Source organism: Subtercola boreus (assembly GCF_003399635.1).
In the GTDB taxonomy this organism is placed as follows: Bacteria; Actinomycetota; Actinomycetes; order Actinomycetales; family Microbacteriaceae; genus Subtercola; species Subtercola boreus_B.
The window spans coordinates 104369-122398 of sequence record NZ_NBXB01000011.1 but is presented as its reverse complement, the minus strand read 5'-3'; the positions used below and the strand labels follow the sequence as shown (position 1 = coordinate 122398).

The following is an 18030-nucleotide window of genomic DNA, read 5'->3' as shown; positions in this document are numbered from 1 at the left end:
CCGCGCGCTCTGGTGCTCCGCGCGCTCTGAGCAGGATTCACGGCAGCAGGCCATGTTGGCGCAACCGCGGTATGGTTTGAGGGCGGTTCACCAACCGACTCCCCGTCACACCGTGGTTGACTTCGCGCCCGATCGTCGCTCTCGCCCACTGTGATCTCCGTGTGCCCGGCGCACGCGCCCCCGTCTCCCCTGTCTGAAAGCCGTCATGTCTTCGCCCCAGATCGCAGCCCCACCCGCGGCCCCCGCCAACACTCGCAACCGGGTCATTCTCGCCAGCCTCATCGGAACCTCGATCGAGTTCTACGACTTCTATGTGTACGGCACGGCTGCGGTGCTCGTGTTCCCGAAGCTGTTCTTCCCCGACAACTCGAACCCGACCGTCAGCCTCCTGTCGTCGTTCCTCGTATTCGGCATCGCGTTCATCGCCCGGCCGATCGGTTCGATCATCTTCGGGCACTTCGGTGACCGGATCGGCCGCAAGAAGACGCTGGTCGCATCGCTCCTCACCATGGGCATCGCGACGGTTCTGATCGGCCTTCTGCCGACATATGCCCAGATCGGAATCTGGGCACCGCTACTCCTTACGCTGTTCCGTTTCGCCCAGGGCCTCGGCCTCGGCGGCGAGTGGAGCGGCGCTGCGCTGCTGGCCACCGAGAACGCCCCGAAGGGCAAGCGGGCGATCTACGGAACGTTCCCGCAGATGGGCGCCCCGATCGGCTTCATCCTCGCCAACGGCATCTTCCTCGTGCTGAGCCTCACCATGTCGGCCGACGCGTTCGCCGCGTGGGGCTGGCGCGTCCCTTTCGTGATCAGCGCTGTGCTCGTCATCGTCGGCCTCTACGTGCGGTTCAAGCTCGTCGAGACGCCGGCCTTCCAGAAGGTCATCGACAGCGGCGAGGTCGCGAAGGTCCCGGTCGCCCGCGTGTTCAAGTCGAGCTGGCGCCCGCTCATCCTCGGCACGTTCATCATGCTGGCCACGTACACGCTCTTCTACCTGATGACGACGTACACGCTCACCTACGGCACCACGGCCACCACCGCTGCTACGCCCGGTCTCGGATACTCGCGCACCGACTTCCTGATCATGCTCATCGTCGGTGTGGTGTTCTTCGGAATCTTCACCCTCGTCTCCGGGCCCCTGGCCGAGAAGTACGGTCGTCGCCTGACGCTGATCGCCACCACGATCGGCATCCTCATCTTCGGCCTGCTCTTCGTGCCGCTCTTCGGCGCCGGCTTCATCGGAACGATGGCCCTCCTCATCATCGGCTTCACCCTGATGGGGCTGACGTTCGGCCCGATGGCGTCGGTACTGCCCGAGCTGTTCCCCGCCAACGTGCGGTACACCGGCTCGGCAATCAGCTACAACTTCGCCTCGATCCTCGGTGCGGCCGTCGCACCCTTCGTCGCCGTGGCACTGTGGGCTGCAGCATCCGGGAGCCCGGTGCTCGTCGGGGTGTACCTGGCAGTGATGGCCGCGATCACGCTGGTCGCGCTGTTCCTCAGCAAGGAGACCCGCGACGTGGAGTACGACGACAACCTGAGCTGAGCCCGCACACTTCACCGCTCGAAGGGCGCCCCGGTCATCCCCTGGCCGAGGCGCCCTTCTGCGTGCGGGCGACCTAAACTTGAGGGGATCGAAAGTAGCCATGACGAATACTGCACAACCCCGCGGCCGCCGCAGAAGCAAGGACGACGGCCCCCGGGCCCGGTTCAGCGACCTGCTCCCCTACCTCTTCGAGCACAAGAAGGTGCTCGCCTTCGTGATTGTGCTGAGCGTGCTGGGGGCGGCTGCGAGCCTCGCCCAACCGCTCCTCGTCAGCCAGGTCATCACCCTCGTCACGAACAACCAGAGCCTCTCGGGGCTGGTCTGGGCGTTGGTCGCGCTCGTCGTCGTCTCCGGGCTGATCAGCGGCTTCCAGCACTACCTCCTCCAGCGCACCGGTGAGGGTGTGGTATTGTCGTCGAGGCGCAAGCTGGTGCGGCGGATGCTCAACCTGCCCATCCGCGAATTCGATGTACGACGCACCGGCGACCTCGTCTCCCGCGTCGGGTCTGACACCACGCTGCTTCGCGCGGTGCTCACCCAGGGTCTCGTCGAGGCGATCGGCGGCTCCCTGACCTTCGTCGGGGCGCTGATCGCCATGCTGATCATCGACCCGGTTCTGCTCGGGCTGACCGTACTCGTCGTCGGTGTGTCGATCGTGGTGGTAGTGCTGCTCTCCGCCCGCATCCGGGTCGCGAGCCGCAAGGCGCAGGAGAAGGTCGGCGACCTCGCTGCGAGCGTCGAGCGGGCCATCAGCGCCGTCCGCACGGTACGCGCCGCCAACGCCACAGAGCGCGAGGTGGTCGCCGTCGAGAAGGACGCCGAGGGCGCCTGGCTGATGGGCATCCAGGTCGCCAGGATCTCTGCCCTGGTGGTACCTGTCGCCGGCATCGCGATGCAGGTCGCCTTCCTCACCGTGATCGGCGTCGGCGGGTACCGGGTGGCGAGCGGGGCCATCACCATCGCCTCACTGGTGTCGTTCATCCTGTTCCTGTTCCTGATGATCCTGCCGCTCGGCCAGGCATTCGGGGCGTTCACCTCGGTGAACTCGGCGCTCGGCGCGCTTGGCCGCATCCAGGAGATCATCGACCTGCCGGGCGAGGGCCAGACCGACCGCGACGATGTGCCACTGCATGTGCGGGGGGCGGCTGCTGGCGCGTTCGACCCGTCGGCGGTCGAGCTCGCCGTCGAATTCGAGGGTGTCGAATTCTCCTACGCAGAGCGCGCTGCGCCCGGCGACGGTGCGGTGGATGCCCGGGGAGAGCTCTCCGGGCCGGGAACCGTCAAGCTGGCGGCCCCGTCTGGCGCCACGGGCGAGCTGAGTGCGCGGGAACTCGGTGCGAGGGAACCCGTCGCGGGCGAGATCGGTGCGCGGGAATCCCTCGCGACCCTCGGTTCGCGCGCGGCCGGCGCGCCGGGCATCCAGAGCACGACCGTGCTGCGCGGGGTGAGCTTCAGCGTTCCCCGGGGCAAGCGCATTGCGCTCGTCGGGCCGTCGGGGGCCGGCAAGAGCACCATCTTGGCGCTCATCGAGCGGTTCTACGACGCGACGGCGGGAGTCATCCGCGTCGGCGGGGTGGACATTCGGGCGCTCGACCGCAAAGAACTCCGCTCGCAGATCGGCTACGTCGAGCAGGATGCCCCCGTGCTGGCTGGAAGCATCCGCTCGAACCTTCTGCTCGCGACGCCCGACGCGACCGACGAGCAGTGCATCCGGGTGCTGGGCGCCGTCAACCTTCTCGAAGTGCTCGAGCGCTCACCACAGGGGCTCGATGCCCCGGTCGGGGAGGAGGGCGTGATGCTCTCTGGCGGCGAACGCCAGCGGCTCGCCATCGCGCGGGCCCTGCTGGCTGCGCCGCCGATCCTGCTGCTCGACGAGTCCACCTCCAGCCTCGACGGTCTCAACGAGCAGATGCTCCGCGAAGCCATCGACGCGGTGGCCGAGAACCGCACGCTGATCGTGATCGCGCACCGGTTGTCGACGGTCGTGGACTCCGACCGCATCATCGTGCTCGACCACGGCCGCGTAGTCGGCGTGGGAACCCACTCCGAACTCGTGGAGTCGACGCCGCTCTACCGCGAGCTCGCGAAACGCCAGCTGCTCGTCTGACGCGCCGCGCCGCCCGCGCCGCCCGGTCCCGCACGGCACAGTAATTCAGGTTATCCAAGCCGCCGGACCGCATACGAACGCGGTGACCCTCCATGCCTGAATTGGTGCACCTAGCCGAGGTCCCGGCCACGATCCAATCCCCCGCTGCCCTGCCGCCCGCAAGGCGCCGTAATTCAGGAGACGCGGGCCGCCGGACCACATGTGAACGCGGCAGGCCTCCCTGCCTGAATCAGTGCGCCCCCGTCGGCCGCCACGGCCGTGGGGCAGACCAGGTGCCGAGTCGGCGAGGCGGAGCGCAGCGAGGCGTCAGTCGGCGAGCGAGTACTGCAGCTCGGCCGCGCGGAGCGTGTTCGCGAGCAGCATAGCGATCGTCATGGGGCCGACACCGCCGGGCACGGGCGTGACCAGTGCCGCCACCTCCGACACCGACGCGAAGTCGGCGTCGCCGCTCAGTCCCTCAGCGCCGCGGTGGATGCCCACGTCGATCACGGTCGCGCCGGGCTTCACGAACTCACCCGTGACCAGGCCCTTCACGCCGACGGCCGCCACGATGATGTCCGCCTCGCGGCACACCGCCGCCAGATCTTTCGTGCGCGAGTGCGCGATCGTCACGGTCGCGTTGCGGTTGACCAGCAGCTGCGCGACGGGCCGGCCGACGAGCTCGGAACGCCCGATCACCACGACCCTCGCGCCCTCGATCGGCACGTCGTAGGAGTCCAGCAGCTCGATCACGCCGGAGGGGGTGCACGGACGAAGCCCGGGCTTCCCCTGGGCGAGGAGGCCGACGCTCATCGTGGTCAGGCCGTCGACGTCCTTCTCGAACGGAATCAACTCGATGAGCGAGGCTGCATCGAGATGGGCGGGCACCGGCAGCTGCAGCAGGATGCCCGACACCGCGTGATTCGCCGCGAGCTGCCTGAGCGACTCCTCGACCTCCGCCTGCGTCGCATCCTCCGGCAGGTGCTGGTGGAGGTCGGCCATGCCGGCCGCCGCCGACGACTTGCGTTTGCTGGCCACGTATACCTCGGACGCGGGATCTCCGCCCACCAGCACGGTGGCAAGGCCCGGCTGGATGCCCGTGCGGGCCGTGAACTCCGCCACGTCGGTCTTCAGCTGCTCGCGCACCCGTGCCGCCACGGCCCGGCCGTCGATGATTCCGGCTACTGCCATGTTCTTCTCCTTCACACTCACGATTCCTTGGAAGTTCTCCACAGATGCAACATCGTCGACCCGGAGGCCTAGAGGATGGTGGTGGAATTCCCGTATGTCATCACGCGATCCTCACAGTGCCACTGCACAGCACGGGCCAGAACGCTCCGTTCGACCTCGGCGCCGCGCCGTTCGAGCTCGCCCACGCTCTCGCGGTGGCTGACCCTCACCACGTCCTGTTCGATGATCGGCCCCTCGTCGAGGTTGGCCGTGGCGTAGTGGGCAGTCGCCCCGATGAGCTTGACCCCGCGCGCCTTCGCCTTGAGGTAGGGGCCGGCACCGGCGAAGGCGGGCAGAAAGGAATGGTGGATGTTGATGACCGGGCAGCCGACCGCGCCAAGAAAGTCCGCAGAGAGGATCTGCATGTATCGCGCCATGACCACAAGATCGACGTTGCCCGCAAGCAGCTCGACCTGCCGGGCCTCCGCGTCGGCCTTCGTCGCCTGTGAGACCGGGATGTGCACGAACGGAACGCCGAAACTCTCTGCGTCGGCACGGAGGTCTTCATGATTCGAGATCACCAGCGTGATGTCCATGTCGAGGTCGCCGCGCTTGTTCCGCCAGAGCAGCTCGAGCAGGCAGTGGTCGTACTTCGACACCATGATGGCGACACGCTTCGGCGAAGCAACGCTGGTGAAGGTGTAGGTCATACCGAACCGGTTGCCGACCTGCGCGGCGAAGTCCCGGTCGAACTCGGCGAGGCGATCGGCCACGTTCTCGCAGTGGAAGACGGTGCGCTGAAAGAATTCACCGTTCTCGGAGTCGGTCGAGAACTGGCCGAGCTCTGTGATGTTGGCGCCGTGGGCGGCGAGGAATCCGGCCACCGCAGCGACGATCCCCGGCTGGTCGGCGCACTGGATCGTCAGGCGCCCGATGTCGGTAGCGCCCACGATGTCGGTAGGGCGCGCGATGTCGGTCGCTGGGGCAGGCGTGGCAGGCGGCGCGTCGGCGAACGCAGGCTGGTCGGGCACCATGGTGTGGCAGGCTCCTCGGTCGAGATGGGTCGTTCTAACGGTAACGGGTTTCACCGGGGTAACCCGACGAGCATCAGCCGGAGACCGCCCGGAGTGCAACCGCGCTGGCGGCGGCGACGTTCAGCGAGTCGATACCGTGCGACATGGGGATGCTCACCACAGTGTCTGCCGCAGCGAGCGCTTCCTCGGTCAGTCCGTCTCCCTCGGCACCGAGAACCAGGGCGAGCCTGGCGGGCCGGGCATCCGGTGCCGCGAAGTCCCGGAGCGAGACCGCACCCTCGGCCAGAGCGAGGGCGGCGATACCGAATCCTGCCCCGCGGAGGGTCGCTCCGAGTTCCGGCCAGTCGCCTGTGCGTGTCCACGGCACCTGCAGCACGGTGCCCATGCTCACCCGGATCGCTCGTCGATAGAACGGGTCGGAACAGCGCGGGGTCACCAGAACCGCGTCAGCTCCGATGGCTGCCACCGAGCGGAAGATCGCTCCCACATTCGTGGGGTCTGCCACGTTTTCGAGAACGACAACGAGCCCGGCACCTGCCAGCAGGTCGTCCACGCTGGCCAGCGGCGGGCGATTCATCGCCGCAACGATTCCCCGGTGCAGGATGTACCCGGTCAGCTCGGCGAGCAGTGCCCCCGGCCCTACGAAGATCGGGGTCGTCTGGGCGAACGGTCCGAGCGCAGCCACTGCTTCGTCGACCGAGCCTCCGAGGGCCAGAACAGAACGAGGCACATGTCCGGCGCGTACGGCGCGCTCCAGCACCAGCGCCGACTCGGCCAGGTAGATGCCGTGCTCAGCACCCCGGGCCTTGCGGAGGGCCACATCGGTCTGGTGTGAGTAGTCGGCCAGCCGCAGGTCAGCCAGGTCGTCGATCTCGATCAGGTTCGGGATGCCTGAAGAACTCACTCCTCGTCGACCGATGCCGAGGTGATGAGCTCGGCACCCGCGTGCCCGAGCTCCGCGAGAGCATCCTCGCTCGAGCGCGGGTCGACGCCCGCGACCAGGTCGGTGAGGATGCGCACATGGCGGCCGTGCTCGATGGCGTCGAGGGCAGAGGCACGCACGCAGTAGTCGGTGGCGAGCCCGGCAACGTCGATCTCGGTCACTCCGTGCTCGTCGAGCAGCTGGTGCACGGTGCCGCCCTCCTCGGTGGTGCCCTCGTAGATCGAGTACGCCGGCTCCCCTTGGCCCTTTTGCACGTGGAACGAGATCGACTTCTCGGTGAGGGCGCCGTGGTACTCGGCGCCGTGCGTTCCCGCCACGCAGTGCACGGGCCAGGTGTTCACAAAGTCGGGTTCGTCGGTTGCCGCGAAGTGGCCGCCGTTGTCATTGTCGGCGTCGTGCCAGTCACGCGAGGCGATCACCAGGTCGTAGGTGTGGGGATGCTCGGCCAGGAGCGCCGAGATACGCGCGGCCACCGCTCCCCCGCCGGCGACACCGAGCGCGCCGCCCTCGGTGAAGTCGTTCTGCACGTCGATGATGAACAGCGCTTTCGTCACGGTGAACTCCTCGTCTGGGCGATGCGCAGCTGGGAAGGTGCACCGCTGGTTGACGAGACAATCCTACGTCCGGCCCGCCCACAGTGCCCCGTTCGCAGGATGGCGGTCGGGTCAGTGGTTCGAGAGAGCGTTGCCGCAGGTGTAGAGGCCCACCGTGAGTGCGTCGAGGGCTTCCCGCCCCGAACCGAGCTGGCTGCCGAGCGCGAAGAAGGCGAACGTGAGCACCGAGCCGTCGGCCGCGTGGACGACTCCGGCGAGCATGTTACCCGAGTCGATCGAGCCCGTCTTGGCGAACACCTTGCCGTTCACCACAGAGTTCCCGCCCGTGAAACGGTAGGAGAGCGTGCCCGTCTGGTCCGCCACGGGAAGCCCGTCGAGAAGCACGCCCAGGTTGGCCTCCCGTGCGTTGACCTTGTCCATCAGCGTCGTGATGTACCGCGTCGACACGGCGTCGTCGTCGCTCAGGCCCGATCCGTCCACGATCACGAGCCCCGCCGGATCGAGCCCGTACGCGTCGCGGAGCGCAGCGGGAATCGCGCTCTGGAGAGCCGAGAACGACGAGCCGGCGCCCAGCGTGATGGCAGTCAGCCGGGCGAGCATCTCGGCCTCGGTGTTGTCCGAGCGCAGCACCGCCTCCTGCACCATCGTCGACACGGGAGCCGACTGAACCGAACCGAGCGTCGTCGCTCCTGCGGTCGCTGTGCCTTCGGTGAGCCGTGCACCGGAGGCGAGCGAGCCGAGCGCCGACCGGAATGCCTGCCCGGCGCGCGCGACCGGGTCGTCGCTCCGCGGCGAGGTGTCTGCCGAGGGGTTGGCCCGATCACCGTCGACCATGAGGGCAGCGACTTCTGCGGTGGAGCCCTCCGTCTGCTCGATTCGGTTCCACGACGGCTGCCACGTGTCGCCGGTGAACATCGAGGCATCGAGGGTGATCGTGGAGATGGCGCTGCCACTCGACAACGGGTCATCCGACCAGGCCGCCTTCACCTGGGCTGCGAGGTCATTCATCGACGCGCTGTCGTTGTAGATGTTCGAGGCCCCGCTCGCGAGGGTCACGTCGCCACCGCCCACCAGCACGATTTCGCCCGCCGCGGCCCCCCGCACCACGCGGGTCGTGACGCGATGATCCGGCCCGAGCACGGCGAGCGCGGCCGCAGAGGTCAGCACCTTCATCACGCTGGCTGTGCGCGAGAACTGCTCCCCACCACGATCGAACAGGATGCTCCCGGTTGATGCATCGCGAACAGTTCCCTGGAACGTGCCGAGGCCGCCAGCCGAAGCCAGAGCGTCCACGGAACACGTGCGGACGATGGCCGGCGCCGCAGCGGTCGTCGGCTGGGGCCGGCGCTCGACAACCGGCCCTGTCGCCGTGGGAACCGGGCTCAGCGCTGGCGTCGGCGCACCAGAGAGGGCGGGAGCGGTTACGGAGACATCGGCGCGACCCGAAGCAAAAGCCGCTCCACCCGCGACCGATGCGGCGCCCAGCACCACGAGGGCGCTCCACCCCCCGGCGACAAGCCACCGCCGCCGACGCGGATTCTGCGAAGCGGAATGGCCCGGCATCCGGTCACTGTATCAGCGCACCCTGCGGGGCTACTCCCCGGGGAACACCAGCCCGATCTGGCGACGCACCTCGTCGAGCACACCCATGATCGCCACACTCTCCGACCCCGGCAGAAGCGGGCTCGAGAGCTCACCGGCGGCGACCACCCGCTCGAGTTCCCAGGCCTGGTACTGCATGCCCCGGCTGGTGACAGGATGATCGAACTCTTCGAGCACGTTCTGCTTCGGGTCGATCACGCGGAAGGTCGTCGGCATGTACCACGTGCGGTCGATCTCGATCCGGGCGTCCGTTCCCAACACGGCGGCCACGTTCGGTCCGGCCGTGTCGAGCGCGGCATGCAGCACGGACTGCCGCCCGCCTTCGTGCTCGAGGATGATCGCAGTCTGTCGGTCGACGCCGGTCGGCGTCATGCTCGCGCTCGCCAGAACGCCGGACGGCACACCCAGCACGTCGACGGCGAACGAAACCGGATAGATCGCAAGGTCGAGCAGTGCGCCACCGCCGAGCTCCGGGGCGTTCAGACGGTGGTTCGGTTCGGAGGGGAGCTTCTGATTGTGGTCGGCGAGCACCGTGCGCACGTCGCCGAGCGTGCCGGCCGCGATGATTTCGCGGATGCGCACCATGTGCGGCAGGAACCTGGTCCACATGGCTTCGAGCACGACGACGCCTGCTTCGCGCGCGGCCTCGACGATCGTCTCGGCCTGCCGTTCGTTCAGGGTGAAGGCCTTCTCGACGAGCACATGCTTGCCCGCGGCGATGGCCATCAATGCGTTCTGCTCATGGAACGGGTGCGGTGTCGCCACGTAGACCACGTCGACCTCGGGGTCGGCCACGAGTTGTTCGTAACTCGCGTGAGCCGTGATACCGCCGAAACGACCCGCGAACTCGTCCGCCGACTGTTGGGAGCGCGAGCCCACCGCCGTCAACTGGAGTCCGTTCGCCTGCAGGTCGGTGGCGAACGATGAAGCGATCCCCCCGGTGGCAAGAATTCCCCAGCGCAGTCCGTTCGGCATCACACGTTCTCCCTCATCTTCAGCGACGACATCTACACGGACGGAAAAAGGCCCGGTTTCCCGGGCCTTCCGTCGTGGGGCCGCCTATCAGAATCGAACTGATGACCTATTCATTACGAGTGAATCGCTCTACCGACTGAGCTAAGGCGGCCTGGCCGACGGATTCCACCGGCACAGCAAGCAAGCTTATAGGAGTGTTCGCAACTCGCGAAACGAGCGACTCAGCAGACTCGACATCGTCTGCCCGTCGGGGCTCTCCGCCCACCACGCCCAAGCGTGCCGCATCGCGGCGATCGCCACCAGGGCGATCAACCGAGCACGCTCACCAACCGGCTGTTGATCAGGGTTTTCACCGGACGAGGCAGCAACCCGGTCATCCTCGATCAAACGCCGTTCCACCACCGAGGTGAGATCGATCTCGAACTCGCGCATACTCGTGATTCTCTGCACAAGCAGGTGCGGATAGTCACGGATGACCAGCTTTCGAAGCTGGTGCATGTCGAAGTCCTGGCTGTCGATGTCCGCGATGGCACGCATGATGTCGAGTAAGCCCTCGAAGATCGGCGCCTCGGGACCGGCGTGCACGAACGCCTCAACCTCGGCCGGCGGGAGCGAGAACGGGGACTCGCCGAGAACCGCTGCCTCCTTCGACGAGAAGTAGTTGAAGAACGTGCGCGGTGAGATGTCGGCGCGCCTGCTGATCTCGTCGACGGTCACATTGTCGAGACCGCTGTCCCGGCTGAGTTCGAGAACAGCCTGCTGGATGCTGCGGCTCGTGGCGATCCGTTTGCGCTCGCGAAGACCCAGCTCGACCGGCTCCTCTGTTGTACTCGTCATTGTGCTCACACCCTCAATTATTGCAGACAATGCAACTTTTTCGCCGGGTCAGGTGGTGCACTGCGGGTCGCTGGTCGGCGCGGTGCCGGTCAGAAAGTAGTCGTCGACGAGCGCGTGCACGCACGAGGATGTTCCGTAGGCGGTATGGCCCTCACCCTTGTAGGTGATGAGCTGCGACTTCGCGAGTTGCTTCGACACGTCGAGCGCATCCGAGTAGGGCGTTGCGGGGTCGTCGGTCGTTCCGACGACGAGGATCGTCGCGGATCCGTCGTAGCTCACCGGGCCGGGTGTGCGCGTCGCAGCCTCCGGCCAGTTGGCGCAGCCGACGTCGCCATAGGTCCACCAGGGGCCGAAGGTCGGTGCGGCAGCGATGAGCTGGGCGTTCTGCGAGGCGATGGTGGCGGCATCCGTCACCGCCGGATAGTCGAGGCAGTTGATCGCCGTGAAGGCTTCTGTCTGGTTGTTCTGGTAGCTGCCGTCGGGTTTCCGGCCGTTGTAGGCGTCGGCCAGCTGGAAGGCGAGCGTCGCGTCGCCCTGCTTCACCTGCGCGATCATCTGCGAGAGGTAGGGCCAGCTGTCCTGGGTGTAGAGCGGGTAGAAGATCGCGGTCAGCAGGGATGCCGAACCGAGCTTTCGCCCGTCAGACGACGTGATGGGCGTGGTGTCGACGGCGTTGAGCAGGGTCTGAACCTGCTTGGCCGCAGTGTCGACCGATCCCGAGAACGGACAGTTCGATCCGTCAAGGCAGTCGGCGAGGTACGCCCGGAGAGCGCCCTCGAAGCCCTTGGCCTGTCCGATGCTCGAGGCGAAGCCGGTCGAAGTCGGGTCGACGACCCCGTCGATCGTCATACGACGCACCTTGTCGGGAAAGAGCGTCGCGTACTCACTGCCGATGAAGGTTCCGTAGGAGTAACCGAGGTAGTTCAGTCCGGTGTCGCCGACCGAGGCGCGAAGCGCGTCCAGATCGCGAACTGTGCTCTCCGTGTCGATGTGCCCGAGGAGTGCGCCGGTGTCCGACGCGCAACCCGATCCGAAGCTCTTGGCGACCGCCGCCGCGCCGGAGAGCCATTCCGCAGAACCGCGCTTTCCGGGCACGATGTCGTAGAGGTACGAATCCATCTGGGCGGATGTGACGCACTTCACCGCGCTCGAAGCGCCGACGCCGCGAGGATCGAATCCGACGATGTCGTACTGCTGCTGCACTTCGGGGTCGACGGCGAAGTCGACGCTGTCCTTCACGAAGTCGAGCGCGGAGACCCCCGGGCCGCCCGGGTTCACGAACAGGGTGCCCTGGCGCGTGCTGCTCTTGGCGGGCTGTTTGATGAGGGCGAGCTCGATCGTGTCGCCGGTCGGGTTGCTCCAGTCGATCGGAACACTCGCCGTGGCGCACTCGAACCCGCTGTCGCACGATTTCCAGGCCAGAGCTTGGTCGTAGAAGGGCTTCAGGTCGGCATCGACCTGCTCACCGGTCGGCGTCGACGAACCGGCCGACGCGCCGCCGGTCGAGAAACCGGAACCGGAGCCGCCGTCTGCAGTGTTCGCCGATCCGGCGAACCACGTGGTGCACCCCGAGAGAGCGAGGACCGCAGAGGCGGCGACAGCGATGACGCCAACCAGCCTGCGGCGGGAGCGACGGGCGATCGGAGCGCGGGCGGCACCTGGCACGCCACGGGGAAGAACGGTCACGGGTAGGCCTTTCGTGGTGCGGCGCCCGGCAGGGCGACCGTGATGAGCATCGCTTCGAGCGAGAGCGCGGGGGTGACGTTCTGGGTGATGCGGCGCCGCGCATCGGCGATGGCGTCCATCACGGCGAGCGTGTCGGCGGGTTCGGTGCGGGCCGCGAGCGCGTCGATGTCCCGCTGGATGGCCGCGTTGATCGGCTCGAGCCGCGCCTCCAGCTGTTGCAGCAGCACGTCTCGGTAGAGCGAGAGCAGGTCGACGAGGATGCGGTCGATCCCGTCACGGAGACTTCTCGTCGCTCGCCGCTTCTGGTCGTCTTCGAGCTGTTTGACCTGTGAACGGAGCCCGGATGGAACGGCCTGGCCCGGTTCGACCCCGAGGCTCCGGAGCGTGCTCTCGCGTTCTTCGGCGTCCCGTTCGTCGGTGATGGCCAGCGCGTCGTCTTTCGCGAGCTCGAGCAGCCGAGCCGCAGCCATGACGGCCTGGGGCACGCTCTGGATGCCGAGGGCCACCGACAGCGTCTCGTCACGCCTGGCGCGGGCGTCTGCATTCGTGGCGAGCCGATGCGCCATACCGATGTGGCTCTGTGCCTCCCGGGCAGCGCGCTCTGCCGTCTCCGGGGTGACGCCGTCGCGCCGTTCGAGGAGGGCAGCCACATCGTCGGTGCTCGGCACCCGCAGCCGCACCGAACGCACCCGCGATCGAATGGTCGGCAGCAGATCCGCCTCGCTCGGCGCGCAGAGAATCCACACCGTGCGCTCGGGCGGCTCCTCGAGCGCCTTCAACAGAACGTTCGACGTGCGTTCGACCATCCTGTCGGCGTCTTCGATGACCATCACCCGGTATCGGGAGACCGACGGTGAGAACTGGGAACTCGCCACGAGGGTGCGCACCTCCTCGATCGAGATGATGACGCGATCGGTGCTGAGCACTGCGAGATCGGGATGGGTGCGCGCGGCGACCTGCCGGCAGTCGCGGCAGTGGCCGCAGCCCCCGTCGCGGCAGAGCAGCGCAGAGGCGAAGGCATAGGCGAGGTTCGATCGGCCAGAACCGGGCGGGCCGGTGATGAGCCAGGAGTGCGTCATCGCCCCGCCGACGTTTCCGGCAGCATCGCGGAACACGTCGATGGCCTCGGACTGGCCGGTCAGTTCGTCCCACACGCTCATAGAGACAACCTACCTGCCGGGGCTGGAGAGAAGCGGTGCAAGGCGGGCCCTGATCAGCGCTGAGATCTCGAGCGGGGGCAGGGCTCCGTCAACCACGAGGAACCGTTCGGGCTCTTTCCTGGCGATCGACAGGAAAGACTCCCGGACGCGCCTGTGGAAGTCGTCCTTCTCCGCTTCGAGCCTGTCGAATCGTTTCTGCGCGATGTTCAGCCGGTCGCGTGCCAGATCTTCGTCGAGGTCGACGAGAATTGTCAGATCGGGCGCCAGGCCCTCGGTCGCCCACTCGGAGAGCCGCCGGATCTCGGAGCCGTCGAGCACGCGGCCGGCTCCCTGGTAGGCGACCGACGAGTCGATGTAGCGATCCTGGATGACCACCTCACCTCGCTCGATCGCCGGCCGCACCTTCGTGGCGATGTGCTGGGCCCGGTCGGCAGCGTAGAGCAGGGCCTCCGCGCGATCGGTGATGTGCCCGCGGCTGTGCAGCACGATCTCCCGCACCTCGAGCCCGAAGTCCGTGCCGCCGGGTTCGCGAGTGCGGAGCACCGTACGACCTTCGGCGACCATCCATTCCTCGAGCAGAGCCGCCTGGGTGGACTTGCCGGCCCCGTCGCCACCCTCGATGGTGACGAAAAGACCGCGCTTGGCGAGATCGGTCACTTTTTGGGAGCAGCCTTTCGGGCGGGAGCCTTCCGGGTGGTCGTGCTGGCCGCTCGCTTGGTGGTGGTGCGCGGCTTCGCCGGCCCCTTCGCACGCTTGTCGGCGAGCAGTTGCACGGCGCGGTCGAAGTCGATCTCCTCGATCGATTCGGCCTTCGGAATGGTGGCGTTCGTGACCCCATCGGTCACGTAGGCACCGAAGCGGCCGTCCTTGATCTTGATGGCCTTGCCGCTCTCGGGATCGGGCTCGTCGAAGTCCTTCAGGGCACTGGATGCCCGCCTGGCCCCGTATTTGGGCTGGGCGAAGAGCTCGAGCGCACCGGGGAGGTCGATCTCGAAGATCAGATCCTCGTTGTCGAGCGAGCGGGTGTCGACACCCTTCTTCAGGTAGGGGCCGAACTTGCCGTTCTGGGCCAGGATCGGTTCGGACGACTCCGGATCCTCGCCCACCGTGCGGGGCAGGCTCAGCAGCTTCAGGGCGGTGTCGATGTCCATCGCTGCGAGGTCCATCGACTTGAAGAGCGAGGCCGTGCGGGGCTTCACTGCAGCGGCCTTGGCCGGGACCTTCTTCACGGCGGTCTTCTTGGCGGCGGTCTTCTTGGCGGCGGTCTTCTTGGCCGTCGTGCCGGCAGCCGCCGTGGCGGTCGATGCGGCGGCCGCCGGGGGCTCCACCAGAAGCGCGGCAGCAGCAAGCAACTCCGCGGCGGCCGCAGCCTCCTGCTCGGCCGTCAGTTCGGGGTCGACCTCCGTGACGTAGGGACCGAAGCGGCCGTCCTTTGCCACGACGTTCTTGCCGTTCTCCGGGTTCACACCGATGACGCGATCCACCACCACGGGGGCGTTGATGAGTTCTTCGGCCTTGTCGAGGGTGAGCTCGTCGGGCGCCAGCTCCGGCGGGATGTTGACGCGGCGCGGCGTCTTGATCTCGCCCGTGGCCAGGTCGACCCCGTCATCCTCCGCAACCTCGAGGTAGGGGCCGTACTTTCCGATTCGGAGGGTGATCTCGTCGGAGAGGGCGATCGAGTTGATCGCCTTGGCATCGATGTCACCCAGGTTGTCGATCACGTCGCGGAGGCCACGGTGGTCGTCGTTGCCGAAGTAGAACCCGTTGAGCCAATCGACCCGGTCTTCCTCCCCGCCCGCGATCTTGTCGAGGTCGTTCTCGAGTTCGGCCGTGAACTCATAGTTCACCAACTCGGAGAAGAATTCCTCGAGCAGACGGATCACCGAAAAAGCGATCCAGTTCGGAACGAGCGCCTGGCCGCGCGGCGTCACGTAGCCGCGGTCGATGATGGTCGAGATGATCGACGCATAAGTCGAGGGGCGGCCGATGCCGAGTTCGTCGAGCGTCTTCACGAGGCTCGCCTCCGTGTAGCGCGGAGGCGGACTGGTCTCGTGCCCGGCGGCTTCGACGTCGACCGCACGCAGCGTCTGGCCCGCAGTGAGGGGCGGCAGCTTCGACTCGGTCGGTTCGTTGGAGGCGTTCCGCTCCTCGTCGACACTCTCCTCGTAGGCGAGCATGAAGCCGCGGAAGGTGATGACGGTGCCGCTGGCCGAGAATTCGGCGATCGTCGAGGCGGTGAGGCCTTCGACAGGGGTCGGGCCGGCCGTGATCGTCACGGAAGCGGTCGAACCCTTGGCGTCTGCCATCTGCGATGCGACGGTGCGCTTCCAGATGAGTTCATACAGCTTGAAGTCGTTGCCTCTGAGCGTGGACGCGACCTGCGACGGGGTTCGGAACGTCTCGCCGGCCGGACGGATGGCCTCGTGGGCCTCCTGCGCGTTCTTGCCCTTTCCGGAGTAGAGCCGGGGCTTGTCGGGAACCGTCTCCGCGCCATACAGCGCCGTCGCCTGCGTGCGGGCCGCGTTCAACGCCTGCTGGGACAGCGACGGTGAGTCGGTTCGCATGTAGGTGATGTAGCCATTCTCGTAGAGCGACTGCGCAACGCTCATGGTCTGCCGGGCGGAGAACCGGAGCTTTCGCGCGGCCTCCTGCTGCAACGTCGAGGTCGTGAACGGCGCGGCGGGGCGGCGCGTGTACGGCTTCGACTCCACGGTGGCGACCTGGATGCCCACACTCGGGTCTTTGAGAGCAGTGGCGAGAGCGTGGGCCTGCGGCTCGCCCAGCATGGTCGCCTTGCTCTTCAGCTGACCGGACTCGTCGAAGTCGCGGCCCGTGGCGATGCGATCGCCGTTGACGCGCACGAGCCGGGCGGCGAAGGACTGCGCGCCTGCTCCGGATGCCGCGTCGGCGAGAGTGGCGTTGAGGTCCCAGTAGCTCGCGGCAGTGAACGCCAGGCGCTCGCGCTCACGCTCGACGACGAGGCGGGTGGCGGCGGACTGCACGCGGCCCGCGGAGAGGCCCGGACCGACCTTCCGCCAGAGTACAGGCGAGATCTCGTAGCCGTAGAGGCGGTCGAGGATGCGGCGGGTCTCCTGCGCGTCGACGAGGGCCTCGTCGATGTCACGCGTGTTGTCGCGGGCGTGCTCGATCGCCTCTTTGGTGATCTCGTGGAACACCATGCGCCGCACGGGGACCTTCGGCTTCAACACCTCGAGCAGGTGCCACGCGATGGCCTCGCCCTCGCGGTCCTCATCAGTTGCGAGGTAGAGCTCGTCGGCGTTGGCCAGGGCTTTCTTCAGCTCGGCGACCGTCTTCTTCTTCTCGGCGGAGACCACGTAGTACGGAGCGAAACCGTTCTCGACGTCGACCGAGAATTTGCCGAGCGAGCCCTTCTTCAGCTCCGGCGGCAGGTTCTTCGGCTCGACGAGGTCGCGGATGTGACCGACGGAGGCCTGCACCTCATAGCCCTCGCCGAGGTACTGGGCGATGGACTTCACTTTGGTCGGCGACTCGACGATGACGAGCTTTCTCGGGCCTGGCACGGGCACTCCCTGAACACTGGAAACTGATTGCCGACAACGCTTCGGGGTCTCTGGTGAGAAGAAGCGTGTGGCCGACGGGCACACGAGGCCCGTCAGGCACACCATACACACCCTCTGACGGTGTTCACCTAATTGCCCTTCGGGCTCATCGCGCACGGGGCTGTGAGCTTGCCCCTTGCGGCCGCGCCCCGGCGGAGGAGTATGGAGGGTGAAACTCAAAGGAGAGGAGTGGACCATCGTGTCTGCAACCCAATTCGGAACCTACACAGCGAAGCTCGTGGACGGGCCGCTCGAAGGCAAGACCATCAGTACGGAATTCAGTCCGGGGGGTGAGGCCCAGCCGAGGATCGAGATCCCGACGGATTCCCCCTCGAAGCACTACCTCTATATCCGGGGAAGCGGAATCGAGTTCGGCGAGGGCCCAGAAGCCACCCGCCGCCCGAGCGCTGTCGAGTACCGGTTCGTGCAGGCGGTCTTCGCCTAGATCGTCGTTCGGCGTCACGGGGGTCGGGTCTCGGCAGGCAGCGGGCCCGGCCCCTCGGCAGGGCCCGGCCTCTCGACGGGGCCCGGCCCTGCGCGTGACGTCACACGCACCTCGACTCCCAGAACTGTCCTCCCGACGCTAACCGTTGCGACACCGCCCGTGAGTGCGCATTCGACAAGACTGCTGCCACCGAGGCCCGCAGCACGCGCCGCAGCTTCGCACGGCACCCCGGCCACCACTCCCGACGCGACATCCGCCGCAGCCAGGGCCGACGCATCGGCATCCGACTGGGCCTGGTGCCTGGCCGCGAACGCGATCACGAGGGCCATCAATCCCGCTGTCACCACGAGCACTGCGGCCACGACGGCGAGCGCCAGGGCCGACCCTGCTCCGCGGTCGTCGTCCATCAGG

The 18030-nt window shown here is 67.2% G+C and carries 15 protein-coding genes and 1 tRNA gene; 3 read left to right on the top strand and 13 right to left on the bottom strand.

Annotated features, from left to right (window positions below; genetic code table 11):
- The first annotated feature begins 205 nt into the window (after nt 1-205).
- Together B7R22_RS03105 and B7R22_RS03100 are read left to right on the top strand one after the other, a co-directional pair.
- A complete protein-coding gene (locus tag B7R22_RS03105) occupies nt 206-1546 on the top strand; it encodes an MFS transporter (RefSeq protein WP_116410345.1) in 1341 nt (446 codons plus the stop codon).
- Nucleotides 1547-1646: 100 nt separating this feature from the next.
- The gene (locus B7R22_RS03100; RefSeq protein ID WP_116410344.1) at nt 1647-3653 is read left to right on the top strand and encodes an ABC transporter ATP-binding protein; all 2007 of its coding nucleotides are present in this window, start codon (nt 1647-1649) and stop codon (nt 3651-3653) included.
- A gap of 306 nt (nt 3654-3959) precedes the next feature.
- Here the strand turns inward: B7R22_RS03100 and folD are convergent, their stop codons facing one another.
- From folD to topA, 12 genes are all read right to left on the bottom strand, one after another.
- The gene (gene folD / locus B7R22_RS03095) at nt 3960-4823 is read right to left on the bottom strand and encodes a bifunctional methylenetetrahydrofolate dehydrogenase/methenyltetrahydrofolate cyclohydrolase FolD (RefSeq protein WP_116410546.1); all 864 of its coding nucleotides are present in this window, start codon (nt 4821-4823) and stop codon (nt 3960-3962) included.
- 68 nt (nt 4824-4891) lie between these two features.
- On the bottom strand, nt 4892-5752 hold the full coding sequence (gene purU / locus B7R22_RS03090) for a formyltetrahydrofolate deformylase (protein WP_437184133.1): 861 nt from the start codon (nt 5750-5752) through the stop codon (nt 4892-4894).
- Nucleotides 5753-5909: 157 nt separating this feature from the next.
- Nucleotides 5910-6740 carry a TrmH family RNA methyltransferase gene (locus B7R22_RS03085; RefSeq protein WP_437184131.1) on the bottom strand — a complete coding sequence of 277 codons (831 nt, stop codon included), beginning with the start codon at nt 6738-6740 and terminating at the stop codon, nt 5910-5912.
- Nucleotides 6737-7333, bottom strand: a complete 597-nt coding sequence (locus tag B7R22_RS03080) for an isochorismatase family protein (protein WP_116410342.1) — start codon at nt 7331-7333, stop codon at nt 6737-6739. The genes B7R22_RS03085 and B7R22_RS03080 overlap by 4 nt, the downstream gene beginning before the upstream one ends.
- Nucleotides 7334-7444: 111 nt before the next feature.
- A complete protein-coding gene (locus B7R22_RS03075) occupies nt 7445-8896 on the bottom strand; it encodes a D-alanyl-D-alanine carboxypeptidase/D-alanyl-D-alanine-endopeptidase (protein WP_116410341.1) in 1452 nt (483 codons plus the stop codon).
- A 30-nt stretch (nt 8897-8926) separates the two neighbouring features.
- The gene (locus B7R22_RS03070) at nt 8927-9910 is read right to left on the bottom strand and encodes a Gfo/Idh/MocA family protein (RefSeq protein WP_116410340.1); all 984 of its coding nucleotides are present in this window, start codon (nt 9908-9910) and stop codon (nt 8927-8929) included.
- Nucleotides 9911-9985: 75 nt separating this feature from the next.
- Nucleotides 9986-10061: transfer RNA gene (locus tag B7R22_RS03065), tRNA-Thr, on the bottom strand.
- A gap of 35 nt (nt 10062-10096) precedes the next feature.
- Entirely contained in the window at nt 10097-10747 is a 651-nt protein-coding gene (locus tag B7R22_RS03060; protein ID WP_147305281.1) for a TetR/AcrR family transcriptional regulator, read from the bottom strand.
- Nucleotides 10748-10795: 48 nt separating this feature from the next.
- A complete protein-coding gene (locus B7R22_RS03055; RefSeq protein WP_253258845.1) occupies nt 10796-12433 on the bottom strand; it encodes an alpha/beta hydrolase in 1638 nt (545 codons plus the stop codon).
- Entirely contained in the window at nt 12430-13593 is a 1164-nt protein-coding gene (locus B7R22_RS03050; RefSeq protein WP_116410338.1) for a DNA polymerase III subunit delta', read from the bottom strand. Before B7R22_RS03050 ends, B7R22_RS03055 begins: the two co-directional genes overlap by 4 nt.
- Nucleotides 13594-13602: 9 nt before the next feature.
- Nucleotides 13603-14250: a dTMP kinase gene (gene tmk / locus B7R22_RS03045; RefSeq protein WP_116410337.1), complete on the bottom strand. Its 648-nt coding sequence runs from the start codon at nt 14248-14250 to the stop codon at nt 13603-13605.
- Nucleotides 14247-17135 (bottom strand): type I DNA topoisomerase, encoded by a 2889-nt coding sequence (gene topA, locus B7R22_RS03040; protein WP_116410543.1) that lies wholly within the window; start codon nt 17133-17135, stop codon nt 14247-14249. Before topA ends, tmk begins: the two co-directional genes overlap by 4 nt.
- A 208-nt stretch (nt 17136-17343) precedes the next feature.
- On the opposite strand from topA, the gene B7R22_RS03035 reads away from it, so the two are divergent.
- Nucleotides 17344-17619, top strand: coding sequence for a hypothetical protein (locus B7R22_RS03035; RefSeq protein ID WP_253258844.1), 276 nt, complete (start codon nt 17344-17346; stop codon nt 17617-17619).
- Between the two features lie 14 nt (nt 17620-17633).
- Here B7R22_RS03035 and B7R22_RS03030 read toward each other — a convergent pair whose 3' ends face one another.
- Complete coding sequence (locus B7R22_RS03030) at nt 17634-18026, bottom strand: Rv3654c family TadE-like protein (protein WP_116410336.1); 393 nt, start codon at nt 18024-18026, stop codon at nt 17634-17636.
- Between the last annotated feature and the right edge of the window lie 4 nt (nt 18027-18030).

Coding starts and splice junctions, on each gene's coding strand:
- B7R22_RS03105 (WP_116410345.1), top strand. CDS start 206: ATGTCTTCGCCCCAGATCGCAGCCCCACCCGCGGCCCCCGCCAACACT.
- B7R22_RS03100 (WP_116410344.1), top strand. CDS start 1,647: ATGACGAATACTGCACAACCCCGCGGCCGCCGCAGAAGCAAGGACGAC.
- folD (WP_116410546.1), bottom strand. CDS start 4,823: ATGGCAGTAGCCGGAATCATCGACGGCCGGGCCGTGGCGGCACGGGTG.
- B7R22_RS03075 (WP_116410341.1), bottom strand. CDS start 8,896: ATGCCGGGCCATTCCGCTTCGCAGAATCCGCGTCGGCGGCGGTGGCTT.
- B7R22_RS03070 (WP_116410340.1), bottom strand. CDS start 9,910: ATGCCGAACGGACTGCGCTGGGGAATTCTTGCCACCGGGGGGATCGCT.
- B7R22_RS03060 (WP_147305281.1), bottom strand. CDS start 10,747: ATGACGAGTACAACAGAGGAGCCGGTCGAGCTGGGTCTTCGCGAGCGC.
- B7R22_RS03050 (WP_116410338.1), bottom strand. CDS start 13,593: ATGAGCGTGTGGGACGAACTGACCGGCCAGTCCGAGGCCATCGACGTG.
- B7R22_RS03030 (WP_116410336.1), bottom strand. CDS start 18,026: ATGGACGACGACCGCGGAGCAGGGTCGGCCCTGGCGCTCGCCGTCGTG.